The organism is Mucilaginibacter sp. (assembly GCF_965201005.1).
Taxonomy (GTDB): Bacteria; Bacteroidota; Bacteroidia; order Sphingobacteriales; family Sphingobacteriaceae; genus Mucilaginibacter_A.
This window is the reverse complement of sequence record NZ_OZ241747.1, coordinates 1,303,499-1,328,498: the sequence shown is the minus strand read 5'-3', so window position 1 is coordinate 1,328,498 and position 25,000 is coordinate 1,303,499. Positions and strand designations below refer to the sequence as shown.

General features: G+C 33.9%; 24 protein-coding genes. All 24 read left to right on the top strand.

Annotation, left to right across the window (positions count from 1 at the left end; all coding sequences use genetic code 11):
* Nucleotides 1–2 precede the first annotated feature (2 nt).
* Nucleotides 3–1,028, top strand: coding sequence for a glycosyltransferase (locus ACOFKR_RS06175; protein WP_419803146.1), 1,026 nt, complete (start codon nt 3–5; stop codon nt 1,026–1,028).
* A complete protein-coding gene (locus ACOFKR_RS06170) occupies nt 1,025–2,287 on the top strand; it encodes a glycosyltransferase (RefSeq protein ID WP_419803145.1) in 1,263 nt (420 codons plus the stop codon). Before ACOFKR_RS06175 ends, ACOFKR_RS06170 begins: the two co-directional genes overlap by 4 nt.
* 1 nt (nt 2,288) lies before the next feature.
* Nucleotides 2,289–3,236, top strand: coding sequence for a glycosyltransferase family 2 protein (locus ACOFKR_RS06165; protein ID WP_419803144.1), 948 nt, complete (start codon nt 2,289–2,291; stop codon nt 3,234–3,236).
* A gap of 5 nt (nt 3,237–3,241) precedes the next feature.
* Nucleotides 3,242–4,216 (top strand): glycosyltransferase family 2 protein, encoded by a 975-nt coding sequence (locus ACOFKR_RS06160; RefSeq protein ID WP_419803143.1) that lies wholly within the window; start codon nt 3,242–3,244, stop codon nt 4,214–4,216.
* A 211-nt stretch (nt 4,217–4,427) separates the two neighbouring features.
* A complete protein-coding gene (locus tag ACOFKR_RS06155) occupies nt 4,428–5,300 on the top strand; it encodes a glycosyltransferase family 2 protein (RefSeq protein WP_419803142.1) in 873 nt (290 codons plus the stop codon).
* 89 nt (nt 5,301–5,389) lie between these two features.
* A complete protein-coding gene (locus ACOFKR_RS06150; RefSeq protein ID WP_419803141.1) occupies nt 5,390–5,824 on the top strand; it encodes an acyltransferase in 435 nt (144 codons plus the stop codon).
* Nucleotides 5,825–5,842: 18 nt separating this feature from the next.
* Nucleotides 5,843–6,772: a glycosyltransferase family 2 protein gene (locus tag ACOFKR_RS06145; RefSeq protein WP_419803140.1), complete on the top strand. Its 930-nt coding sequence runs from the start codon at nt 5,843–5,845 to the stop codon at nt 6,770–6,772.
* Between the two features lie 9 nt (nt 6,773–6,781).
* Complete coding sequence (locus tag ACOFKR_RS06140) at nt 6,782–7,348, top strand: acyltransferase (RefSeq protein WP_419803139.1); 567 nt, start codon at nt 6,782–6,784, stop codon at nt 7,346–7,348.
* A gap of 17 nt (nt 7,349–7,365) precedes the next feature.
* Nucleotides 7,366–8,631, top strand: coding sequence for an ABC transporter ATP-binding protein (locus tag ACOFKR_RS06135; RefSeq protein WP_419803138.1), 1,266 nt, complete (start codon nt 7,366–7,368; stop codon nt 8,629–8,631).
* The gene (locus ACOFKR_RS06130; RefSeq protein WP_419803137.1) at nt 8,621–9,553 is read left to right on the top strand and encodes a hypothetical protein; all 933 of its coding nucleotides are present in this window, start codon (nt 8,621–8,623) and stop codon (nt 9,551–9,553) included. The genes ACOFKR_RS06135 and ACOFKR_RS06130 overlap by 11 nt, the downstream gene beginning before the upstream one ends.
* Before the next feature lie 215 nt (nt 9,554–9,768).
* The gene (locus ACOFKR_RS06125; RefSeq protein WP_419803136.1) at nt 9,769–10,542 is read left to right on the top strand and encodes a CatB-related O-acetyltransferase; all 774 of its coding nucleotides are present in this window, start codon (nt 9,769–9,771) and stop codon (nt 10,540–10,542) included.
* Nucleotides 10,535–11,575, top strand: coding sequence for an exostosin domain-containing protein (locus tag ACOFKR_RS06120; RefSeq protein WP_419803135.1), 1,041 nt, complete (start codon nt 10,535–10,537; stop codon nt 11,573–11,575). The genes ACOFKR_RS06125 and ACOFKR_RS06120 overlap by 8 nt, the downstream gene beginning before the upstream one ends.
* A 48-nt stretch (nt 11,576–11,623) precedes the next feature.
* On the top strand, nt 11,624–12,589 hold the full coding sequence (locus tag ACOFKR_RS06115) for a glycosyltransferase family 2 protein (protein ID WP_419803134.1): 966 nt from the start codon (nt 11,624–11,626) through the stop codon (nt 12,587–12,589).
* Nucleotides 12,590–13,795: a hypothetical protein gene (locus tag ACOFKR_RS06110; protein ID WP_419803133.1), complete on the top strand. Its 1,206-nt coding sequence runs from the start codon at nt 12,590–12,592 to the stop codon at nt 13,793–13,795. It abuts the gene before it with no gap.
* A gap of 42 nt (nt 13,796–13,837) precedes the next feature.
* On the top strand, nt 13,838–14,743 hold the full coding sequence (locus tag ACOFKR_RS06105) for an alpha-1,2-fucosyltransferase (RefSeq protein ID WP_419803132.1): 906 nt from the start codon (nt 13,838–13,840) through the stop codon (nt 14,741–14,743).
* Nucleotides 14,744–14,787: 44 nt separating this feature from the next.
* Nucleotides 14,788–15,792, top strand: a complete 1,005-nt coding sequence (locus ACOFKR_RS06100) for a glycosyltransferase family 2 protein (protein WP_419803131.1) — start codon at nt 14,788–14,790, stop codon at nt 15,790–15,792.
* Nucleotides 15,789–16,886: a glycosyltransferase family 4 protein gene (locus ACOFKR_RS06095; RefSeq protein ID WP_419803130.1), complete on the top strand. Its 1,098-nt coding sequence runs from the start codon at nt 15,789–15,791 to the stop codon at nt 16,884–16,886. Before ACOFKR_RS06100 ends, ACOFKR_RS06095 begins: the two co-directional genes overlap by 4 nt.
* Entirely contained in the window at nt 16,886–17,755 is an 870-nt protein-coding gene (locus ACOFKR_RS06090) for a beta-1,6-N-acetylglucosaminyltransferase (RefSeq protein WP_419803129.1), read from the top strand. The genes ACOFKR_RS06095 and ACOFKR_RS06090 overlap by 1 nt, the downstream gene beginning before the upstream one ends.
* A gap of 197 nt (nt 17,756–17,952) precedes the next feature.
* Nucleotides 17,953–18,789 (top strand): glycosyltransferase family 2 protein, encoded by an 837-nt coding sequence (locus ACOFKR_RS06085; RefSeq protein ID WP_419803128.1) that lies wholly within the window; start codon nt 17,953–17,955, stop codon nt 18,787–18,789.
* Between the two features lie 317 nt (nt 18,790–19,106).
* Nucleotides 19,107–20,201, top strand: coding sequence for a glycosyltransferase family 61 protein (locus tag ACOFKR_RS06080; protein WP_419803127.1), 1,095 nt, complete (start codon nt 19,107–19,109; stop codon nt 20,199–20,201).
* 3 nt (nt 20,202–20,204) lie between these two features.
* Nucleotides 20,205–21,212, top strand: coding sequence for a glycosyltransferase family 2 protein (locus ACOFKR_RS06075; protein WP_419803126.1), 1,008 nt, complete (start codon nt 20,205–20,207; stop codon nt 21,210–21,212).
* Nucleotides 21,213–21,422: 210 nt separating this feature from the next.
* Nucleotides 21,423–22,535, top strand: a complete 1,113-nt coding sequence (locus ACOFKR_RS06070) for a hypothetical protein (protein WP_419803125.1) — start codon at nt 21,423–21,425, stop codon at nt 22,533–22,535.
* A 73-nt stretch (nt 22,536–22,608) separates the two neighbouring features.
* The gene (locus ACOFKR_RS06065; RefSeq protein ID WP_419803124.1) at nt 22,609–23,682 is read left to right on the top strand and encodes a glycosyltransferase family 4 protein; all 1,074 of its coding nucleotides are present in this window, start codon (nt 22,609–22,611) and stop codon (nt 23,680–23,682) included.
* The gene (locus ACOFKR_RS06060; protein WP_419803123.1) at nt 23,679–24,932 is read left to right on the top strand and encodes a glycosyltransferase family 4 protein; all 1,254 of its coding nucleotides are present in this window, start codon (nt 23,679–23,681) and stop codon (nt 24,930–24,932) included. Before ACOFKR_RS06065 ends, ACOFKR_RS06060 begins: the two co-directional genes overlap by 4 nt.
* Nucleotides 24,933–25,000 lie beyond the last annotated feature (68 nt).

The window sequence follows — 25,000 nt, the reverse complement described above, 5'->3', positions numbered from 1 at the left end:
TAATGATTTCAATCGTCCTTCCTAATTTAAATACTCCTATTGACTTTTTAAAAAAAAGGCTTGAAACTATTAAGAATCAAACATCTGTAAATTGGGAATGTATCGTAATTGACGGGTTTTCAACAAACGGGTCTTGGGAATATTTAAAATCCCAAACAGAAAAGGAAGTTAGATTTAGGCTATATCAGCTTCCAAAAAAAGGTATTTATAACGCTTGGAATGAAGGAATATATAGAGCGAATGGGGAATTCATATACATTGCAACGAGCGATGATACAATGTCTAATGAATTAATTGAAAAAATGCAGAATGCATTAATTAAAAATCCAGATTGTAGTATTGCTCATTGCGGTTTAACAATAATTGATGGAAATGATAACCCGGTTGATCATTCATGGGAGAAATACTGGACGAGTCAATATTTTGGAACTTTATTACAACAATCCCACAAGCGTTTAGCTCCACATGATGGAATACTTCATATGTCTGTACAAACGGTATATACTTCAATAACTCAGCTTTTAATAAAAGAATCTGTATTTAGAGAAGTAGGTGTATTTTTAACTGATGTTGGGCCAATTGCGGATTTTGAATGGGGAATGCGGGTTGCACTATTAGAAAACATTATTTACGTTCCGGAAAAACTTGCGACGTGGAGATTGCATTCAGATCAAGCTACAGATTCTAATTATAATAACACCGCCGCACATCGAAAAAAAATAGTCCAACTGGCAAATCATGCTTTCAATTTTTCTAACCAGACAATTAATATTAAAAATAAGCATGATTTAAATGCATTGTTTTTTGTATTTGATACTGATAGGTTCAGGTTTTTGCTGAGGGAAGAAAAATCCTTAATAAAAAAAATCACTATAGCGTTTTACTGGAGTTTCAAACATTTCAATATTGTTTATAATTACTTATTAGTTAAGCTTAATCTTAAATCGAATAATTTTGATCGTGTTCAATTTATTAGAAATTATATAATTAGTAAAAATCTAAACAAAAATATAATTATACTTTCTTGATTAATTTATTATTTATCACTCCTTATATACCTTTTCCATTAACAGAAGGCGGCAAAATATCTCAATTTGCAATGATTGATTATTTAAGAAATGATCATAATATAACGCTGGTATTACTTGCTGATAGGATTGAAAAGTTAAACGACATTGATTCTTTAAAAGCACTTTGGCCAAATGTGGAGTTTGAAATTATCACAACTTATGATTTAAATTTTCCTAAAAAGACTTTAAGTCAAGTAATTATAGAACAAATAAAATTAATTAAAGGTTACATTAATAAAGAACCGCTTTTTTCTATCCCAAAATCTGATTTCGATCAACCTAATATTTTTAATTTAACTTACTTAAAAAGTAAAAGTTTCATTAGTCAGTTAACTAAAATTGCAAACAAAAAAACATATGATTTGGTTCAAATAGATCTATTAGATTTTATTGACTTGTCTAATATTATACCAAAACATACAAAAAAAATCTTTGTTCACCATGAAATAAGATTTGCACGATTACTGACTGGGTTTGATAACACGGATGCTATTTATCAAAATTATATAATAAATCATGTAAAAGCATTAGAGGTAAAAATGCTTAGCTTTTATGATGCAATTGTTGTTTTCAGTAATGATGATAAAAAAAAATTAGAAGTTTTTCCAGAGTTGAAAGGGAAAGTGTTTACCTCACCTTTTCCAATTTTAAATGCTGATTTTGTTAATATAACCAACAGCAATGAAACTATTGATAAATTAACTTTTATTGGTGGCGATTCGCATTTTCCTAACTTAGACGCAGTACAGTGGTTTACAAATGAGATTATACCATTGTTGCCATCTTCATTACAACTACACGTTATTGGCAAGTGGAGTAAAGAAAATATGGATCAGATTTTAAAAAAATGCAACAACCAAATTATCTTTTCCGGCTTTGTAGATGATCTTATAACATATTGTAAAAACAGTATCATGGTTGTGCCACTAAGGTTAGGAAGTGGGATTAGAACTAAAATTTTGTATGCTATGGCACATGGCACTCCAATTATATCAACATCAATCGGATGTGAAGGGCTTGGGATTACTCATTTGAAAGAAATTATTATATCGAATTCTAATGTTGAATTTGCAAAATCCATTATCAATTTAGTTAAAAACACGTCATTACGAGAAAAGTTAGCAGTAAATGCACAAAATTTGGCAAAATCAAAATTTAGCCAAAATGCGGCTGGTGCTGTCAGATTAGAATTAATAAAAAATATTATTGCAAACTGATATGGTTTCTGTAATAATCCCTAACTACAATCACGCAATTTATCTTCAGGAACGCATTGATTCTGTTTTGAATCAAACATACCAAGATTTTGAAATAATTATTCTGGATGACAAATCAACAGACAATAGCAAAAAAGTTATTGAACAATACCGAAGCCATCCAAAAGTATCACAAATTGTTTATAATGAAGTTAATAGCGGCACTACTTTTAAACAGTGGAATAAAGGTATCCGTTTAGCAAAAGGTGAACTGATCTGGTTTGCCGAAAGTGATGATGCTGCTGCCAATACTTTTTTAGAGGAATTAATCAAACCATTTGAACAGAATCCTAAGTTAGGTATCGTTTACTGCGATTCGTATTATATGGATGAGTATGGCGAAAAACTAAAATGTACCCATCTCTGGAAAAACGAGAGATTTTCTACCCAACGCTGGGAAGCTGATTATACAAATTTAGGAATTGACGAAGTGAACAATTACCTGCTTTTTCATAATATAATTGATAATGCAAGTTCGGCGTTATTTAGCAAAAGATATATTGTTAAAGCAGGTATGGCTAACGAAAAATTTAGATATGCCGGCGACATGTTGTTGTATATTAAAATTTTAATGTTATCTGATATTTATTATATATCCAAGCCCCTAAACTATTTTAGAGATCATGCTATAAATACTAGTAAAGAATCATTTGGAAACGGCTTAAAATATTATGAATTAGTACTTGCCCATGCTTTAATTATCAAAAATAAATTAGTTTCTCAAGAAGCAAAGAATAGAAGTTACGGTGCTGAATTAAAAAATTTTAAAGATTTTGCCTATCTTTCGTTAAAAAGAAATAAAAAAATTTCGCTCTTTTTAAACAAACAGCTAAGCTTAATTATGGCAAATCCTAAGTTTGCAGCTAAGCTATTATCCGATCAATTTTATCACAAAAGTTCAATTATTTAACAGATATGGCTGATTCTAACCCTTTGGTATCCATTATAACTCCTTGTTATAATTACGGAAGATACTTAGGTGAAACTTTACAAAGCTTGATAAATCAAACATATCAAAATTGGGAATGTATTGTAGTAAACGACGGATCATCAGACAATACAGAGGAAGTTGCAAATGCATTTGCACGAAGCGATAATCGATTCATTTATATCAGTCAATCAAATAAAGGTTTACCTGGCGCCCGTAATACTGCATTAGCCAGATCTGCGGGGAAATATATTCAGTTACTTGATGCAGATGATTTTTTAGAAGTTGATAAATTACGATTGCAAGTTGAATTACTCGAAGCAAATAAAAGTATCGACTTTGTATATAGCGAAATGCTAATTTTTTCAAGCGAAGCTAAGGAAAGAGTTTTTCTACTTTTCAAATTACCGAACGACCTTGGGGTATCTGGGAGAAACGAGTTAGTAATCAACGCTCTTATTATAGATACATTTTTTCTGCCCGGCTGCGTGATATTTCGAAGACTTATCTACGAAACCATTGGCGGATTTAACGAAACACTATATGGTCTGGAGGATTGGGAATATTGGTCTCGCACAGCATTATCTGGATTTTACTTTCATTTTGATGATCGTCCGGGCACGCATTTATTGGTTCGCGATCATGATTCAAACATGTCTAAAGTGAGGGATAAAATGTTGTTGTCCAGAATTGTTGCGAGAAATAGTATAATTGATTTTATAGCGCTTTGTATAACGTGTGATAGTAGCTTTGTAAACAATTCTTATATTACTAAGCTGTTGAGCATGCACAGAATACTATTAAGTAAAGAGATATATGAATATAATATTCATTATGGTGACAAAGTATTAGCAATAAAAGAATTAATTAAATACTCTATCAAAAGTAGAAAACCTTTCTATCCTATATATAAAGTTATAAGGATTATCCAATCCAGATTATTTAAGAGTGATATTAATTAATAAATTACAAAATTACCTTATCAAAAAAATATTTTTTTATTTTAACGAACTTAAAATTAAACATCATAAAAGCCGTTAGCAAAAAGTGGCGCAATCTTAGGTGATTTTTTATATTTAAACTACATCATTATTTAGAGTAATATTCAATGATAATATAAATTTGGTGAAATCATTGAACCATAAATATATTTACCATAAATAAAAAAGAGTATTGGAAAATCCACTTGTAAGCATCATAATCCCTGCATACAATGCAGCCGAGTATATTGAAGAGACTATAAATAGTTGTTTAAGCCAAACATATGATAATATTGAAATTATTTTACAGGATGATCGATCTACGGACGGAACTTGGGAATTAGTTAATCAACTATACGGCGATAATACAAAAGTTAGATTATGTAGAAATGATACAAACTTGGGTATTGGGGATAATTGGAATGCAGCTTATGATAAAGTTAATGGGGAATATGTTATAATCTTTAACGCTGATGATTTGCTGAATCGTAATTTAGTTCTTAGTTTTTTGAATAGATTTGATTCTGATCCTTCCCTTGATATTATTACTGGAAAGTTTGAAATATTAATTTCTGAAACCGGAGAAACTTATTTATATCCGGATCATGTTGAGGAAAAAGGAGGAATGGTTACCAGTTTGTGGGATAAACTTTACTTTAGGGGTTCTTATCACTGGAATTATACTTTAATAAAAAATTCGTTGTTACAAAAAGTTAAATTGGATAACGGTAAACTTTTTTTAAAGACACAAGCTTGCGACGCTGAATTATGGTATAGGTGTTCGCTTGTTAATCCCAAAGTATATTTTGATAACACAGCTATCTGGGGATATTACAGGAAACATGACAGTAATAACTCCTATATTCCAAATGGTGAACTAAAAAGTTTTTTAAAGGATTTTTTGTATTACCATCGTAAATCTATTAGAAAAAGAGCAGGTTTTGACTATGTAGTAAAACTAACAAGAGGCTTTATAACGTACTGCAATCTTTTTAAAAGATGGAAAAGCTTTGAAATTAGCCTTTGTTTGCTATATTTTAAAAGAATCGTTCAAGGAATATTTTAATGCTACACGATCTAAAAGTTTATATATGTAATTTTATCATTGGAATTGTCCCATTTCATTTCATCAGGTTATCTTATTATAGATATATTATGAAATTTAAAATTGGTAAAGGGAGCAGTATCCATTTAGGCTGCAAATTTACAGCTGTTACAAATTTTGCAATGGGAATTAACAGCACGATAAATCAATACTGCCGTATTGATAACCGCGGTGGTGTTTTTATTGGTAATGATGTTTCTATTTCCCCATCCGTTAGTTTAATTACTGCTGATCACGACATCCAAACTACTAACTGTACCGGTCGACAAAAAGAAATCTTAATCAAAGATCACGTTTTCATCGGGTCTGATGCTATGATTTTACCTGGGGTAGTAATGGGAACTGCATCTGTTTTAGGTGCTAAATCATTACTTACAAAATCTACGGTTAGTTATGGTATATATAATGGCGTGCCCGCAAAATTTAAATCTGAAAGAATCAAAGATTTAAATTATAATGCTTCTTATATCAGATGGTTTCATTAAAATTTATAAACATATACAATGTTTGATTTATCAATTGGAATACCAACTTATCAGCGGCCAGATTTATTAAAAAGATTATTGAAATCCATTATCACCCAAAAAGATATTACCCAATACTTTATCGAAATTTTAATAGGTGATGATTCGAAAGTCAACAACGAAGGCTCTTTGAATGAAGTAATAGTAACCCTCCCATCTAACATAGTCATAAGATATGAGCATCATCAGCCAGCAAAAGGACAAAATGCCAATGTTGGGTCATTAATCTCCAGGGCTACCGGAAAATGTTTTTGTCTCATGCACGATGATGACTTCTTTTTAGATGGATCGATTAATAGGTTACTGGATAAAGCTACAGAAAACGAGAACTACATCGTTTTTGGAAAACAGGTTACCTATAATAATAACTTTGATTATCCCAACTCTGACAGTGTAAATACTGATTTCAAAAGAAATGCTTCTTTTGAAGGAAAACAAAAAGATAGTATTGCAATGGCTATGCTGCAGCAATGCCCGAATGATGGGTATATCTTATTAACTGAACATGCAAAAGCGATTGGTTCAAGATTAGAAGAAGAAATAGGTACTGCATGTGATTTTGATTTTGCTTTACGTGCTACGGTAGAATATCATTTAGGCTTTTATTTTATTAATGAATATACAACCGCCTACAATATTTCGGATGATTCTGTAACTTCAAGCTTTCAAAATAACGCAGGCGAAAGAAAACTGAAAATCTTATATGAGTTTAAAACTAATATTACTCATCCGAACGTGTTTCATCAGGTGTTAAAAACAGATTTATCTATGGTGATCAGTCATTATATCATTGTTAAAGATTATAATGCTGCAAAAAAGTATCTGTTCTCTTTTAATAACTTTTTCAAATACTTATGGTATAAACCTGCCACCTATTTACAGATTGGGAAAATAGCTTTTTTTTCATAAAATAAAACAGTGTTAGTTCACCGTATCGGTTTTTATCTACGCTTCAAATTTGCTAATGGGTTTATAAACTCATCAAGAAAATTGTGGTTTCAACTTTGGGGCATGAAGATCGAACCGGATGTCAACTTGTCAAAAATGTTTGTTTCCTGGCCACACCAAGTTTCAATCGGAAGTAAATCTATTTTAGAAAGAAACATCAATTTTAAATATGATGGCCCCTGGCTTCCCGGCCCACGGATTGTGATTGGCAATACTGTTTTTATCGGTACAAATTGCGAATTTAATATTAATGAAGGAATTAAAATTGGAGATGATTGCTTAATCGCTTCGGGTTGTAAATTCATAGACCATGACCACGGCATCGAAATGAATCAGTTGATGCTTAGCCAATATGGTGCACGTATCAAAATAATTATTGGTAACGATGTGTGGCTGGGTTGCAACGTGATTGTTTTGAAAGGCGTAAACATAGGAGATGGTGCAATAGTAGCTGCCGGAGCAGTAGTTACAAAATCTATACCTGCTTATGAAATTTGGGGTGGTGTACCGGCAAAAAAAATTGGACAAAGAAATTAAGTTATTTAAACATATACATGTCTACAGCCATAAAGGTTGAAAATCTTTCAAAAGCATACCAGTTAGGGCAAATAGGTACAGGAACCATTTCCAGGGATTTAGAACGCTGGTTTGCAAGGATAAGAGGTAAAGAAGACCCTTTCTTAAAAATTGGGGAAACCAATGATCGTACCAGCAAAGATACCAGTGGCGTGGTATGGAGTTTGAAAGACCTTAATTTTAACATCAACCAAGGCGATGCAATTGGTATTATTGGCCGAAACGGTGCAGGCAAAAGTACATTATTGAAATTACTGAGCCGGGTTACCGCCCCTACAACCGGCAATATTAAAGTTAAAGGCCGGATTGCAAGTTTACTGGAAGTTGGCACTGGCTTCCATCCGGAGCTGAGCGGCCGGGAAAATATTTATCTGAATGGTGCCATCCTGGGAATGCGTAAACGCGAAATCGCTTCTAAGTTTGATGAAATTGTTGATTTTGCAGGGGTGGAACGCTATGTAGATACGCCTGTAAAACGCTATTCCTCAGGCATGTACGTGCGCTTGGCTTTTGCAGTGGCAGCACACCTGGAATCTGAAATTTTGATTGTGGACGAAGTGCTGGCCGTAGGTGATGCCGAATTTCAAAAAAAATGTTTGGGCAAAATGGGCGAAGTGAGCCAGGGCGAAGGCCGTACGGTTTTATTTGTTAGCCATAACATGGCTTCGGTAAAACAGTTGTGTAAAAGAGGCATTGTACTGGACAAAGGCTCCATCGGTTACAACGGATTAGTGGAAGGGGCAATCACTTTTTACAAGGAACAGGGAATAGTTAAAGAAGACAAAAATTTAACCCAGCTAATTAAAGTCAAACACGCTGCATTAACTATTGACCGGATTTTAATTAACAATAGTACAGACGCTACTTTGGAAATCGGAACTGATGATAATAGGTTAGATATTGAAATTGATGGTTATACCTCAGAAAACCTTCAGTTTAACATAGAAATTAAAGTTTATACTTTGGAAGGTGTATTGGTTTCATTTTATAGTCCGGCACACATGGATGCCGAGATTTTATCCTTTCCCGCTGGCAAGTTTGTGTTTAAAGATAATTTGCATCTTCCTTCCAACTTGGTAAATGGCGAATATTACTTAAATATCGAATTGAGTTATCCAAACATTGAGAAATACCTGGGTATTGACGGTGTGAACATGATTAAACACGGACGCACAACAGCCTCTGGTAAATACTTGACTTACAATGAAATTGGTTTCTTTTTAATCAACAGGAATGAAAACTGAAACCTGGATTGACAACTATAACAAACTGAATAATTCTTTCAGTAAAACTTTAGTGTTCAGGGTTGGTATTTCGGCAGGTTTTTTTTCAGAGATCAACCACATGCTGATGGCCGTTTTGTACTGTCTTCAACATAAAATCAAATTTGTTTTGTCTTCTAAAGAAAACAACTTTGCATATCAAAAAGGCTGGGAAGATTATTTTTTGCCTTTTTGTGAAGAAAGCCAAAGTAATCTTCATTTAAAATATAATGCCCGCAGCCATCAAATTAGCTATTCCCTAACCAATATCGTTAAATTAAAATTTATCCGTAAAAGTTTAGGTGTGGCATATTTAACACAGGATATTTGGCCTTATATTAAAGATGCTAAATTTTATAATGAAAGTTTTAAGTTCCAGGAATTAGAAATAAAAGGTGATTTTTTATCAGCCATGCACGTGCTGGTAAAACATATTTGGCGTTATCAACCTAATGTCCAAGCAATTATTGAAAGCGAAATCGATAGTTTAAACTTGCCACCCTCCTACCTGGGCGTGCACATCAGAAGTGGTGATATTGAGAAAAAAAATTATGCCATTCAGTCCTATATCAATCTTATAACCTCGCTATCTACAGATAAAAACTTGTTTGTTGCAACTGATAATTACAGCAGTATTGCAAAAATTAAGTCAGAATATTCTGAATACAACATTTACACATTTTGCAAACAAACCGAAACCGGGTTTGATGAAGGTGCATACAATAGTCAAAGTAAAGCATCCAAAAAAGAAACTTTAATCAATCTACTTGCAGATACTGAAGCTTTATACCGGTCTGAAATATTTATCGGTACGATCAGTTCTAACGTTGGTAGTTTTGTTGGGATGCGGCGAAAAGCAAAAGCATGGCATGGAATTGATGCTCAGGAATGGCGGATTTTTTAAAAAACTGCATACTGTTTTTATCCTATATTTTTTGTTGTAGGAACTTAGAGCCTGTTTAAAATTTGTTGGATCGATTTTGAATACTTCTTTTATCACCTAAAACATGGTAAGTTTCTTATTTAAAGTTGATACGGACACTAAAATTTATATGGTAAAAGAAGCATTCCATTTATTCTGATACAAATTTTAAATAGGCTCTTAAATTTTAACGCAGCATGTTTAAGTTTTTAAAAACATTATTAGTTATTTTAAAAAACAGCCGGAACACAATCACCCTAAATTCAGATTTATCTACGGATATTAAAGTTGGGGTAAATAATAAGATTGATCGTTCAACAATCCACTATACAAGTTTGGCCAATAATTGTGTGATAAAAAAAGCATCTGTATTTTCTTCTGAAATTGGTAGCGAGGTAACCCTGTTGCCTGAAGTTATTTTGTTTTCCGCCAAACTTGCGAACCATATTCATGTTGGCAACCGGACTGCAATTTCCAACAGCAGCATCGGAAGTTATACTTATCTGGCCGGAAACAACCGGGTTTTCAACACTATAATCGGAGCTTTTTGTTCAATTGCAGAAAATGCAACTATTGGCCATGCAGAACATCTCTATACGCAATTTTCAACTTCGCCTGTGTTTTATAAAAAGGAAAATCCGTTCAATACAAATAAATTTTTTCAGAAAGAAATCAAAGAATTTGCTACCACAACTATTGGGAACGATGTTTGGATTGGTTACAATGCCTATATTCGTTCGGGAATTACCATTGGCAACGGCAGCGTAATTGGTGCCGGAGCTGTGGTTACCAAAAATGTTGAGCCTTATAGCATTGTGGCAGGTGTGCCGGCAAAAAAGATTAAAGATAGATTTACAGCCGGGACAATACGACAGTTAGAACAAGATGAATGGTGGAATCTGGCGGATGAAGAGTTGATCAGTTACGCCCGTAAAAAATTTTCAGCTTTTGATGATTCTAAAAATGTATAAACTTTATGTTGGAAATGGCTATCCGCAAAAGTATGGTACAGAAGAAATTATTGAACAATTAGCAATTCATTCCACAATAGTATCGCAACCGCAGCTGGCAGATTTTTTTCTGTTTCCGGTATCTTATGAAAAGCTTTATGGTTACACAGAACATGAGTACAATCACTTTAATTATACAAAAAACGAAATACAAACTTTAAGAAAAGATTTTGATTTGATGGCAGAAATGGCATCTGATTGCAAAAAGAAAATCATCTTGTTTTATTATTATGATCCGGTAAAAAAACTTGATATATCGAATGCAATTGTGTTCAGGACTTCATTGCTGAAAACGAAAAAAGACAATAACGAATTTGCTATGCCGGCTTATGGTGATGACCTCAGGACCAAGAAGCCAATAACTGAGGCTGATTTTTACCTGATAAAAACAGCATCGCCAAGTGTAGGTTTTCGCGGGCAATCTGCACCGTTGCAACTGCCGGTTAAACTGCAAATCAAAAGAAAGCTGAACCAACTTTTTAAATTTTCCGGCATACAAAAGCAGCTTAACTTGCATTACAACTTTGGGTATCTGGCCCGGCGGGATGCAATTGGTTCTTGCATCCAAAATAAAAATATTAAAACCGATATCAGCTTTACCACAATAGAACAAAGCTGGGACCCAATTAATGGCAAATTACCTTTTGTAAATAATGTATTTAACAACCAATACAATATCTGTGTAAGCGGCCATGGCAATTATTCTTTCAGATTGTATGAAATTTTAAGTGCAGGCCGCATCCCGGTTTTTATTAATACAGATTGTGTTTTACCTTTTGAAGAGTTTATAAATTGGAAAAACCATGTTGTTTGGGTTGAAGAAAAAGATGCAAGTAAAGCCGGGCAGTATATATTAAATTTTCATCAGTCAAAATCACCCGAACAATTTATAGAATTGCAACAAAGCAATAGAAAACTATGGGAGCAATATTTTAGTAAAAATGGGTTCTACAAAAATATAAATCGATATTTTCCTTTAATTGATAAGTTGTAAGCAAAAGTTTTTTGTAATGTATATTAGTAAATTTCCAACTTCAGCTTCATGCAAAAACCATTACTAACTATTGGTATCCCTACTTATAACCGGGCGAAATACTTGGATCGTTGTTTAAATTCAATATTGATGCAATTTGATGGTGTTGAAAAAGATATAGAGTTGATTATTGCAAACAATGCTTCTACAGATCATACCAAAAATATAATTGATCAGTATTCATCAAAAATGAAAATTGATTATTATGAAAGAGAAACCAATTTGGGACCTGATTCTACATCATCGCTATGTTTTGAAAAAGCAAATGGCAAGTATGTCTGGGTTTTGGGTGATGATGAATACCTGATTGCCGGAAGTTTAAATATCATTATCAATTTATTAAAAAACAAAGATTTCGGAGATGTTTACATGCATTGCATTCCATTTCACAACGAAGCAGAGGTTGACGAAACACCTGTAAAAGAAGCACAAACAATTATTTACAATCAGCCTGTTGAATTTGTAAAAAGTATTCATTACTATGCTACTTTTATCAGTGGAAATATTATAAACAAGGAAATTTTACAAGGTGACACGAGCTATAAAAAATACATGCACACCAACATTGTACAAATTGGCTGGACGATGAAAGCTATTTTTGCAGCACAGGAAAATCTTTTTATACAAACACCCTTGTTTGCGGCAAAACAAAACAACTCCGGAAGCTATCAGTTTGTAACTACTTTTGCTAAAAACTATAATTATATTTTAAAATCTTTAGTGAAAGAAGGTTATGACAAAAGGATAATTGATATTACAAATGTCAATTTGATCAAAAGTTATTTTCCGGCAAATATCATCAAGTTACTTTATTACGAAAACCGTTTTGATACCGAAAAACATTTCTCGGTATTATTAAATTCTTTCTGGAAATACAAAAGTTTCTGGACTGATCTTTTTCCAATTTACGGCAAATACTGGGTTAAAAAACTATCCGGAAAAAAGATTGTCAAGTATCAAAACAACACCAATTAAATGAAAATTTTATTGTTTGGCGATGCCCCGATGGCTTTAAATGAAGGTGGCATCAATCAAACCTTATACAACTTGTTTTCCTTTATTGATCCCAAAGATTTTATGGGAATTACTGAAGTTGACAAAAAAACTTTACAAAAATTGGGTTCTGTTGAACCTTATACAAATCGTTATAAAAGTTATAAACTTAACTTAATCAATTTTCCGGTAAATCGTTTTACAAAGTTTTTATTACCTTTTGTTAACCAAATCAATTTTTACATTTTTCAGCAAAATCAATATAATAAGCTAAAGCAGGAAATCTTAATGTTTGCGCCCGATGTTGTTATCTCCTGCTCCAATACTTCATCAGGTATATTGATGCATGACAAACTGTTTAACAACAATGATCTTTTTGCACCGATAATTCCATACTTTATGGATGATTGGATGTATAAAAATAAACAAGACAAAGTCGGAAAACTGGTTCACAACATTATTCAAAAAATGTTGCAAAAAAACAAATATTGGATGATGATTGGCGAAGAACTTGGAAACCTGCTGGCAGAACGCTATCAGGCAAAACCGGAAAAGATTTTATACATTAGGAACCCGGTTGATTTAAGTGATGCACCACAAGACAGTATTCCTGTTAAACACAACCCATTTAAAATTGCTTATGCCGGTGCATTGTGGCCTATGCACTTTGATAGTTTTTTGGCATTTGCAAAAGCTTTAAAGTTGCTTCCTGTTCAACTTAAAGCACAACTGATACTTTATACGCAAGAAAGTCAATGGAAATGGCGCAAAGCTGAATTGGAACCTTTAGGTGTTGTTTACGGTGGACATCTGCCTTATAATCAAGTCCATCAGAAACTGAACGAAGCGGATGCACTTTTGATCACTGCTTCTTTTAGTTCGGAAAATTATACCCATTCTACCGGATCACTTCAAACTAAAGTTACAGATTATTGTAAATCAAAGCGCTTGATTATTAGTTGTGCACCAAGTTATGCAGCCAACAATAAGTTTATAAAAAATAATAATTGCGGCATTTGTATTGAAACTAATAACGAGCGTGATATTGCAAAAGAAGTTGTGGAAATTATCAACAATTTTAGTGCTTACCAAAATTTGGTGACCAACGCCTGGAACACTTTACAGGATTTTTCAAAAGAAGCTGTTCATCAAAAAATAAAAGAATTTTTGCAATTAAGTTTACAATAAATTACTCTGAACTATACACAACTTAATCGATAGAAATAATAATTGGTAGTTACAAAGTTAGTTAGTGGTTTAGGGAATCAATTGTTGCAATATGCAATGGGCAGGCAATTATCCCTGCTAAAAGAAGTACCGTTATTGTTAGACATTTCTTTTTTTAGAGATCAAAACCTCCGAAGTTATAAATTAGATCATTTTAACATTGCTGCTGAAGTTGCAACTGAATCTCAACTACTTCCATTTGAAAAAGAAATCAATCGTTACAATAACCTGCATCAGCAAACTTCGTTCTACGCAAAAGTATATCGCAACTTAGAACCTGTCTTGTTTCCGAAACATACTAAAATTTATTTTAAAGAAGCTACCTGGTGGATATTGGAACCCGAAGTTTATAAAACACCAAACGAAGTTTACATAGAAGGGTACTGGCAGCATTATAAATATTACGAATGTTTGCAACCGGAAATTTTCGAGGAATTGACTTTAAAAGATCATCCGGTGTTAGATGTAAATAATTGGCTAAGAAAAATCAAAAATGATCCGTTTGCAGTTGCCGTTCATATCCGCCGTGGTGACTATGTAACCGATCCTGGGGCCAATTATCTAATGGGCGTTTTGCCGATTGAATATTACAACAAAGCTATTCAGCACATCAAGGAAAATATTGCTGAACCTAACTTTTACTTTTTTTCTGATGATCTGGAATGGGTAAAATCTAATATAAAAACCGGTACTACAAACTTTTATGTTAATGGCAATCCGGATTATATTGATTTAGATTTGATGCGGCACTGCAAACATCAAATTATTGCCAACAGCACTTTTAGCTGGTGGGGCGCAGTTTTAAACCGTAACTTAGATAAGATTGTAATTGCACCGCATCAATGGTCGCCAAGAGAAGATGTTAATCAAAACATACATTTACAATTTCCGGATTGGATCAAGTTTTGAAATTTACCCGATAAAAGAAGTATCCAAATTGTTGATAAATTTTAATGGTTGATTTAATTTCTGTTATTATCCCGAATTATAATCATGCCAAATATTTAAAACAGCGTATTGATTCTGTGCTTGATCAATCTTACCAAAACTTTGAAGTTGTAATTTTGGATGATTGTTCTAAAGACGAAAGCCGAACAGTTATTGAACAATACAGAAATCATCCGAAAGTTAGTCATGCTGTTTTTAACGAACAAAATTCCGGAAGCACCTTTTTACAATGGGAAAAAGGAATTAAATTAGCAAAAGGCAATTACATTTGGATTGCAGAAAGTGATGATTATGCAGATAATCAATTTTTGTCATCATTGGTCAATATCATCAACAAAAACAATAATCTTGGATTGGTATTTTGCGGCTCTAACACCGTTGATGCGTCTGGAGATAAAGTTGGAAGTTTAATACATGATGTATCAAACAACAAAGATAATTACTACCTAAACAATGGTTTTGATGAATGCAGAAACACTTTCTTTTTCCATCCAATTGTACCAAACGCAAGTGCCGTAGTTTTTAAAAAAGACAATTTTTATAACGTTGATGCTTCTTTTAAGCAATATAAAATTTGTGGCGACTGGCAGTTTTGGATAGACATTTGTTTTGACAATTACATTGCTTACTTACCGCAATGTTTAAATTATTTCAGGCAATCCGATACTTCGGTCAGCAGATCAGATCATTACCAAAAAGACACTTACAAGATATTTTTGTTGGAAAAACTGAAAGTAAGTTTGTATGCTTATGAAAAAGTAAAACATCAAATTTCATTAAGGCAAAAACTAAGATACTTTGATGTTTATTTGTTCAGTGTTTTGTTGGAAACATCCCGAAAAAGAATTTTCTTAAAAAAAGCTGAAACGATATTTATTATAAAATCCTTATGGCAGATTTCCCCAACTTGGATACTTGTATCTTTCAAATCAATGACTGACGTTTTATTGTTTGGGTTTAGAAAAGTGATCAGAACGTTCACCAAAAAAACAGGCATAAAAACAGTATGAACGTTTTTATAATTTGTACTGGTTTAGGCCATATCAACCGCGGTTATGAATCGTTTACCCGAGAATGTTTTGATGCTTTAAAAGATACGCAGGAATTTAACTTGTACTTGATTAAAGGTGGCGGAAAAAGTACAGACCGGGAAATTGTATTACCAAACTTACCACGCAGAAAAAAACCAGCACAATTATTAGCAAAAATCCTTCCTTTTGATGCTTACACAATTGAACAAATTACTTTCTGTTTATCATTATTACCTATTATCATTACCAAAAAACCAGTCGTAATTTATTATAGTGATTTTACATTGGGCACTTACTTGTGGCATTTAAGAAAATATCTAAAGTTTAAATATAAGTTACTATTTTCAAATGGTGCACCAAACGGACCGCCTTTTAAAACGGAAGATCATGTGCAGCAGCTTTTACCGGTTTATTTAGAGCAGGCCATTTTACAGGGTGCACCTGCATCTATACAAACTTTGCTGCCTTATGGTTTCAATATAAATGTTGAGGAAAGATTATCTGCAATAGAACAAAAAGATGCAATCAGAAAAAGTTTAGGTTTCTCAAAAGATCAAAAAATAATCCTTTCTGTTGGAACAGTAAACAAGCATCATAAAAGGATGGATTACTTGATTGAAGAAGTTGCTAAACTTGGAAATGAGTTTTTCCTGATTATATTAGGCCAGTTTGAAACTGAAACGCCAGCTATCATCAGATTAGCAGAAGAAAAACTGGCAGGCAGGTTTGTCATTACAAGTGTTCCGTTGGGGGAAGTAAAAAACTATTATGTTGCTGCTGATTACTTCGTTCTGGCATCGTTAAACGAAGGTTTTGGCCGTGTTTTGATTGAAGCGCTGAGTTATGGTTTGCCTTGTGTTGTTCATGATTATATTAATGCAAAGCAGGTTCTCAATAATTACGGAACTTATATCAACATGGCCAAGGCAGGGGAATTGGCAAAATGTTTATCACATATTATTCCTGATTTTGACCGGTATGAAATCATTGAGGCTGCTGATCAGCTTTACTCCTGGAAGGTTTTGAAAGATAGCTATTTGAAGATGATTACTGAACTTGTTGAAATTACATAATGGCTATGAAAGTTGCTTATATAATTCTTGCACACAAAAATCCACTACAAGTTTCCAGATTGATAAGCAGATTAAATTATGAAGATTCACTTTTTGTAATCCATGTTGATTTAAACACAGATATATATCCTTTTAAAAATGAACTTTCAAAATACTCTAACTTATATTTTACAACTAAAAGATATAAAACTAATTGGGGAGGATTTAATACTGTTAAAGCTACAATAGAATTATTAAAACTTGCAGTTGAAAATGAAACAGAAACTATTGTATTTATAAGTGGGCAGGATTATCCAATTATGAGTAATAATAGTTTAAAACAGTATTTGAATAACTACAACGGTAAGGCTTTAATTGAATATGAAACGGGTAGTTTGAATAAGACTTTACCAAATAGAACTAACAGATATTACTTTGCAGATTATTTTAAATACAATAAAACAGGCGTTTTTGATTATAAAAAAGTTCCAATAATTCCGAGAATTTTAACAAAAATTCTACCAAAAAGAAATTTTTTAAAAGGATTTGTTCCGTTTGTGGGTAGGGTGTGGTTCATCTTACCTTTAAATATTGCTAAATACTTTGTAGAAAAATATAATTCGAATACAACCTTCAATAACTTTTATAAATTTACCATAAGTTCTGATGAAATGTATTTTCAGACTTTGCTTTTGAATTCACATTTTGCAGAAAATACAATAAATCTACAAACCACATATGCAGATTATAATGCCCCAAACCCAGTTATATGGAAATCAAAAGATTTAGAATTGTTAAAGAAGCAAACTACACCTTTTGCCAGAAAATTTGATACAAATATTGATGAAAAAATACTTGATTTAATTGATAAAGAAATATTAAATGCTTAGAAACTATTTAAATCTACAGCAAACAAAATTTAGATGCCTCTTTTATGCCTGTGAATTTTGTTTTAAGGTGATGGTTGATCAAAACTTCCACCATATTTTAGGTGATAAAAGAAGCATAACAATAATTTTCATCAGATCTAAACAGCTTCTTAAACATTAGGGTTAATCTATATTTAAAAATCTATTTTACTTCTACTTTGTTTTCAGTCATAATCCCAACTTATAACCGTAACGATTTATTAGGCAAATGTTTAGAATGCCTCACGCCATTTTTTCAGGAATTTGATGAAAACAGTTATGAAGTAATTGTTACTGATGACAGCAGGCAACATTCGGCTAAACCATTTGTACAAGCTAATTTTAATTGGGTCAAATGGATTGCCGGGCCACAACGCGGACCAGCGGCAAACAGAAATTACGCTGCCAAACAGGCAAATGGCGAATGGTTAATTTTTATAGACGATGATTGTTTACCAGACAAAAATCTGCTTAAGAATTATCAAGACGGACTTTTGAAGAATAAAGAAATCAGGGTCTTTGAAGGTTGTATCAAAGCTGATCGGGAACAGCGCAGTTTTGCAGAAGAATCCCCGGTTAATGAAACGGGAGGTTTTTTGTGGTCATGCAATTTCATGATTAGTAAAAACCTTTTTTTGAATACTTTAGATGGTTTTGATGAACATTTTCCTTTTGCCGCAATGGAAGATGTAGAATTAAATTATCGTTTAAACAAGTTGCTCATAGCCAAAGTATTCTTAAAAAATGCTTACGTCATCCATCCTTGGCGCATCCAGAAAAATATGTGGAAAGTTACCTTAAACAGGTTTAAATCAACACTTTATTTTTTAAAAAAACATCCGGAAAAAAAGCAAGAGATCAACAGTCGGTATTATTTAGTGGCATTTTACAACTCGCTCATCAAAAATACTTTTAAAAATTCCGTTCACTTTAGGTTTAGAGGTTTTGCCGAAAAATTAATGTATGATGCTTTGCAATTATATTTTTCTTTATATACTTTAATTTTCAAGCATTAAACATTACTAAATTTTATAATATTTATAGATTAAAATAATATTTTTGCACAATTCCGCATAAAGAAATTTTTACATAAACCTTTTAGTAAAATTGTTCGTAGGCAGATCAAAAACCAGATAACAGTAGAAAACGATTGAGATTGGTGATAAAGTTTCCTCTTAAAAAAGAATTTAATTCAAATTTTGTCAAGAACAAGTTTAGGCCGATTCTTTTAAAACTATATTGGATAAAATCTTCACTTATAAAATTACTGAACACACAGGTAATTCATCATTTTAAATTAAATTCAAATAATATTGGCGGGCCAAAAGATGCATTGCTGACTTTTGCAGAAATTGACCGATATGTTGATAGTAAAAAAGCAAAGGGCTTAAGCTATTTTTACTGGCATTTTTTTGAAGATGAAATAACAATTAAAGACCCTGAATATACGATTGGAAAAGCTGTGCCCGGCGCAGAAGTTGTTTCCTACTGCATAGACAGAACAGAGTATGTGTACTCGATGCCAAACGTCAGGGTTTATAGCAAATATTTTTTTACGTTAACAGAAGACAATTATTTACTGGCACCGGTTTCTAATGTTTACGGTGATGAACGGAAGTCTCACCCGGCTTTTGGGGCTTTGTTTTTGCCAAAATGTAAAACCTTGAAAGGCAGATCTATCATTGTTAGGGGTGGTGCATACTGGCATAAAATGCAGGATGGTTTACCGGCTTTATATCTGGCAGAATTGGCAGGGTTTGATTTTGACAAAATAGATCATTTCATCATTCAGGATCAGGACATAAGCGCAACAAGCCTTTTCACGCGCGTAGGTATTCCGCTCGAAAAACAGGTTCGTTTGTTTGATGAAACGGAAAGTTATCGCTGTGAAGAACTGGTGTTTTCGTCCTGGTACAATCGTAAAGGAAACTGGTACATTGATTATCTTAATCGTATTATCCGACCCAAAACTGTAACCAAAACTTTCCCGCAAAAAATTTATCTAAGCAGATCAAGGGTCAAAACCCGAAAAGTTTTAAACGAAGATGAAATTGTTGCTTTTTTGAAGCGCTATGGTTTTGAATGTGTCCACAATGAAGATTTATCAACTGATGAACAGATTGCCTTGTTTAAAAATGCAACACATATTATTTCCTGCCACGGTTCGCAGCTTACCAATATAATTTTTTGTAGGCCGGGAACAAAGGTTTGTGAAATCAGACATGTTACCCACAACATACATTATAGAAAAGCATTTCACGATCTTTCCAACGGCTTTGGGTTAGATTATTTTTTACTTTATACAGCACTCGGAGAAAAATATTATGATGAAAACAACAATGTTATTGAAACCGATACACACATGTACATAAGTTTTGCAGATATGCAATTGATGCTGGAGAAAATGAATTTAAAAGAAATCAATTAACACATGCCTGCACCGTTGGTTTCTGTTATTATCCCTACCTATAATTACACTAATTATATATTAGAAGCTATTAACAGTGTTTTAGAGCAAACTTATCCGCAGGATAAAATTGAAATTATTGTGGTAGATGATGGTTCTACTGACAGGACGCATGATACTTTAAAAAAACTGATCGATCAAAATACGATAAAGTACTTTTATCAGGAGAACAAAGGAAAAGCCAATGCTACTTTTAATGCCATAAAAAAATGTACCGGCAAATACATTTTTAACTTGGATGCCGATGATTACTTTTTTAAAGATAAAATTGCAGCATACGTTAAAGTTTTTGAAAATGATGACGAAATTGTGCATGTTGGAACTGCCGCAAAAGTATTGTACCAAAACAAAAATTTACTGGTAACAGAAAAACTCCCGAAAGATATTTTAGGAAAACCCTTGCACGGGAAATGGCTTCTGCACCGTTTTTACAGCAGTAATATGTTTTTTGGCGGTGGTACAACTTACGCCGCAAAAGCATCAGCTTTAAAAACGATTGTAATACCGGATGCAGTTGATATGTACATAGATGAATTTTTACTGCTTGCGGTATTGCCTTTAGGGAAAAGCTATTTCTTAGATGAACCTCTGTCTGTGTGGCGGATGCATAAAGATAATTTTTCTGTTTATGCAGCATTAAAAGAAAACCAGATTAAAAAAGATGAACGACTGCTCCGGTCGTCTGCTGCTGTTTTGAAATATTTGATAGAAAATAATTTTGATGATTATTTGGTAAAAATCTATCAGCTGCAGGATGCAACCCGGCAAATTGCTTTCAAGGAAATTTCCAACAGCAAATCTGTGAATGATATTTACAACTACGCCATAAAAGTTTTTTTCAATTTAAAACCAGGCTTAAAGTTAATCAGCAAATATCACGTTATCAATCGTTTAGTACCTTTAACTGTTTTAAAGCTGATTAAAAAAACACAGCATCACAACAGTGTCAGTAATATTAAAGCTACTGTTTGATTACTAACTTTAGTATTTAATTAAATTTTAAAGGTTTTTGTATGCTTCTTTTATCACCTAAAACTTAGTGTTTCTTTAAAAACTTACCCATCAGCAACAATTATAAAATCCAAATTTACCGGCATAAAAGAAGCATTGGAAATTGAGTAACATAAGTTTAAACAAGTTCTCAGCTTTAGCTAAAAAAACACGATCGGGCAATAAAACCAGATGAAAACCACTTACCTTTTAACGCCTAATTTTCCGCCTGATATTTGTGGTATCGGAGATTACAGTGATTACCTGCACCGAAATTTAGAAGAAAACAATTTTGATAACCAGATCATAACTTTTTCTGACAACAAATCTTCGGACAATAAAATAAATTGCATAAAAATAGCCGATAAAAAAAGCATCAAAGCCTGGTTAAATTGCTTAAAACCGGTGCAGGAAGTTAATGCAATTATTATCCAATATGAGCCATATTCGTTCAGCAAAATCGGCATACCTTTATATTTAATTTACATTTTCGGGATTTTAAAATTCAAAGGATACAAAGTTTCAATCATGTTCCATGAAGTTGCAACCCGATTGTACATTGCCAATCCTAAAAAGATTGCCGTCAGTTTCTTACAATTGTCAATCGCATATTTCTTAACGGCCATCTCCTCGGTACGCACAACATCAACGCGTTTTAATGCCAAACAATTAATTCCTTTTAAGTTTAATCTACTTCCGATTTCAAGTAATTTTACCAGGAAGACCGTACAAACTTCCAACAGCAACCAATTAGTTATTGGTTGTTTTGCCAATCGGGTTGATGGTTTTTTTGCCGAAGTGATCGATAAAATTTTAGAGAAAAGCACGGGCGTTGTATATCTCATCGGCAAACAGAACAAGGCCAACAATCCGGTTTGGGAAAAGCACAATTTTTATCAGAACAAAAGGCTTTTTCTGACCGGGACGTTATCTGCCCAAGAAATACAACAGGTTTTTGACCAGCTCACGATTTTTGCACACATGGAAAAAATCGATCTTAAAGGCAGAGGCGGCGCATCTTTAAAAAACGGCACGCTGGCAGCTGCATTAAACTGGGGTTTGCCGGTTGTTACCTCCAAAGGCGATATGACGGATGAGACTTTCCTTCAACACCAGCATAATATATTTTTTGTAAACAACCCTTTCTCTGCGGATGACTGGGCGGATTCCATAATAAAACTATCTGCCAATGTTACTTTAAGCAATACCATCAGCCAAAATGCAGCCCGGTTTTACAAAGAAGTTTTGAGCTGGGAAACCATCACTAAAAAATACATTTCCCTGTATAATCCTGTTAAAATGTAAATTAACCAAGCCTTGCTGATGAATTAGTATTATTTTTGCCGAATAATTAAATTCAGTATTTGTAATTAATTTCTTGAAAATACTTTTTTTATCCCATAATTTTTACCCATTTATTGGTGGCATAGAAGCTAATTCTGATATTTTATCAAGGGCTTTCTTTGCAGCTGGGCATGAAATTCAGGTACTGACGTGGACGCCAGACCCCAGCCCTAATATTTATCCCTTCAATATCATCCGCAACCCTTCTGTTTTCACTTTGTTTAAAGCGCATAAGTGGGCAGATTTGGTTTTTGAAAATAACCCTTGTCTGCGTTTGGCCTGGCCGAACTTATTTTTTAACCATCCGTATGTAATCGCACTCAACACCTGGGTTTCAAGGATTGATAATACCATTGGGCTTCATGGCAAAATCGGGATCCAGGACCGGATTAAATTTTTATGGTTTAAAAAAGCAAGTAAAGTTATAGCTGTTAGCGATGCCATCAGGAAGCACAGTTTTAAACCGGCAATTGTTATTGGCAATCCGTATAATGCAGAAGTTTTCAGAGTGATCCCGGAAATCACCAAAACAAAAGCATTTGTATTTTTAGGCCGTTTAGTGCCAAACAAAGGTGTTGATCAAGCCATAATAGCTTTTAAAAAACTATTGATAAAAGAAGCACAACATCAGTTTTTAACTATCAAACCTGAACTTACTATTATTGGTGAAGGCCCGCAAAAACAGAAATTAGAAAACCTGGTATCAGAACTTGGTTTACAGGAACAGGTAACATTTACCGGTTCTGTTTCCGGGGAAAAGTTAGCCAGGTTATTAAATCAGCACCGGTATATGCTGGTTCCGTCTTTGTGGGAAGAACCTTTTGGCAATGTAGTTTTAGAAGGTATGGCTTGCGGCTGTGTGCCTGTTGTATCTGATGGCGGAGGTTTGCCCGATGCAATTGGAAATGCAGGCATAAGTTATAAAAGAGGTGACGTGGATGCATTGGTTGATGCATTGATTAACCTGATTGCCCATCCTGATTTAGAGATAAAGTTACGGAGTGCGGCACCAGCACATTTGCATAAACACCAGCCGGATATTGTGTCAAAAAAGTATTTAGAAGTTGTGGAAGCTGCTGTTGCAAAATCAACTAAAATAAACCCATGAAAGTAGTTATAGCCCACCCAACGGGTAATGCATTTTTCAGAGCTGCTGCAAACGGACTTTACGAAGCAAACATGCTTTCCGGATTAAGGACAACTGTTGCTACTTTTCCGGGGAACATTTTTGACAAACTTAGTACTTATAACGCTTTTGCAGAGTTTAGCAGGCGCAAATACAATCCGCAACTGCAAAAACTCACCAAAGCGTGGCCGTTTTATGAATTGGGCAGAATTGCGGCATCAAAAGCAGGTCTTAAAAACTTAATTAAACAGGAAACCGGGATTTTTAGTGTAGATGGCGTATATCGAAACCTGGACAAACACGTGGCTGCCGGTTTAAAAGCAATGCAATCAACCGGCACCGATGCAGTTTATGCTTATGAAGACGGGGCATTACATTCTTTCAGAGAAGCCAAAATGCTGAATATGCAATGCCTGTACGATTTGCCGATTGGCTATTGGCGTACGGCAAAACGTTTGCTGGAACTTGAATATGAACGCTGGCCGGAATGGCGGCCAACGTTGTTAAGTTTTGGTGACTCTGAAACTAAACTGGCCCGAAAAGATGAAGAGCTTCTTTTAGCAGACAAAATATTTGTTGCCAGCCAGTTTACGGCAAGCACTCTAAAAGATTATCCTGGGAAGTTAGCACCGATTGTAGTTGTTCCTTATGCTTTTCCTCCTGTTGCTGCTGATCGAAATTATACTTCTGCAGCAGTTACAAAACCGCTTAAACTGTTGTTTGTGGGCGGATTGTCCCAAAGAAAAGGAATAGCCGATTTATTTGCTGCCGTAGAAAACCTTAAAAAGCATGTAGAACTTACGGTGGTTGGGAAAAAAGTTAGCGATCAGCCCTGCCCTGCCCTGGATGCAGCTTTAGCCAAACACCGCTGGATTCCAAGTTTACCGCATGATGAAGTATTGAAACTAATGCACCAACACGATATATTGGTTTTTCCTTCCTTGTTTGAAGGATTTGGTTTGGTTATTACAGAAGCCATGTCGCAGGGTACGCCCGTAATAACCACAGATCGTACAGCAGGCCCGGATTTAATCACGCATGGGAAAAACGGCTGGCTGGTAGAAGCCGGCTCTACAACTGCCCTGCAAAATGCAATAGAAGAATTGATTTCACATCCGCAACATATTGCAGAAGTTGGCCGTGAAGCCATGCGTAGTGCCAGTAAAAGGCCATGGAGTGTTTATGGTGAGGAATTAGTGGATGCTATAAGGGGAAAAACATCCGATAGTTAATTGCTAATGCTTTAGAAGCTGTTTAAATTTACGGCAAACAAAGATTTATATGCTTCTTTTATGCCTGT

Coding starts and splice junctions, on each gene's coding strand:
- ACOFKR_RS06120 (WP_419803135.1), top strand. CDS start 10,535: ATGTATAAACTTTATGTTGGAAATGGCTATCCGCAAAAGTATGGTACA.
- ACOFKR_RS06110 (WP_419803133.1), top strand. CDS start 12,590: ATGAAAATTTTATTGTTTGGCGATGCCCCGATGGCTTTAAATGAAGGT.
- ACOFKR_RS06135 (WP_419803138.1), top strand. CDS start 7,366: ATGTCTACAGCCATAAAGGTTGAAAATCTTTCAAAAGCATACCAGTTA.
- ACOFKR_RS06070 (WP_419803125.1), top strand. CDS start 21,423: ATGAAAACCACTTACCTTTTAACGCCTAATTTTCCGCCTGATATTTGT.
- ACOFKR_RS06160 (WP_419803143.1), top strand. CDS start 3,242: ATGGCTGATTCTAACCCTTTGGTATCCATTATAACTCCTTGTTATAAT.
- ACOFKR_RS06095 (WP_419803130.1), top strand. CDS start 15,789: ATGAACGTTTTTATAATTTGTACTGGTTTAGGCCATATCAACCGCGGT.
- ACOFKR_RS06150 (WP_419803141.1), top strand. CDS start 5,390: ATGAAATTTAAAATTGGTAAAGGGAGCAGTATCCATTTAGGCTGCAAA.
- ACOFKR_RS06145 (WP_419803140.1), top strand. CDS start 5,843: ATGTTTGATTTATCAATTGGAATACCAACTTATCAGCGGCCAGATTTA.
- ACOFKR_RS06175 (WP_419803146.1), top strand. CDS start 3: ATGATTTCAATCGTCCTTCCTAATTTAAATACTCCTATTGACTTTTTA.
- ACOFKR_RS06075 (WP_419803126.1), top strand. CDS start 20,205: ATGCCTGCACCGTTGGTTTCTGTTATTATCCCTACCTATAATTACACT.
- ACOFKR_RS06165 (WP_419803144.1), top strand. CDS start 2,289: ATGGTTTCTGTAATAATCCCTAACTACAATCACGCAATTTATCTTCAG.
- ACOFKR_RS06090 (WP_419803129.1), top strand. CDS start 16,886: ATGGCTATGAAAGTTGCTTATATAATTCTTGCACACAAAAATCCACTA.
- ACOFKR_RS06125 (WP_419803136.1), top strand. CDS start 9,769: ATGTTTAAGTTTTTAAAAACATTATTAGTTATTTTAAAAAACAGCCGG.
- ACOFKR_RS06100 (WP_419803131.1), top strand. CDS start 14,788: ATGGTTGATTTAATTTCTGTTATTATCCCGAATTATAATCATGCCAAA.
- ACOFKR_RS06130 (WP_419803137.1), top strand. CDS start 8,621: ATGAAAACTGAAACCTGGATTGACAACTATAACAAACTGAATAATTCT.
- ACOFKR_RS06060 (WP_419803123.1), top strand. CDS start 23,679: ATGAAAGTAGTTATAGCCCACCCAACGGGTAATGCATTTTTCAGAGCT.
- ACOFKR_RS06115 (WP_419803134.1), top strand. CDS start 11,624: ATGCAAAAACCATTACTAACTATTGGTATCCCTACTTATAACCGGGCG.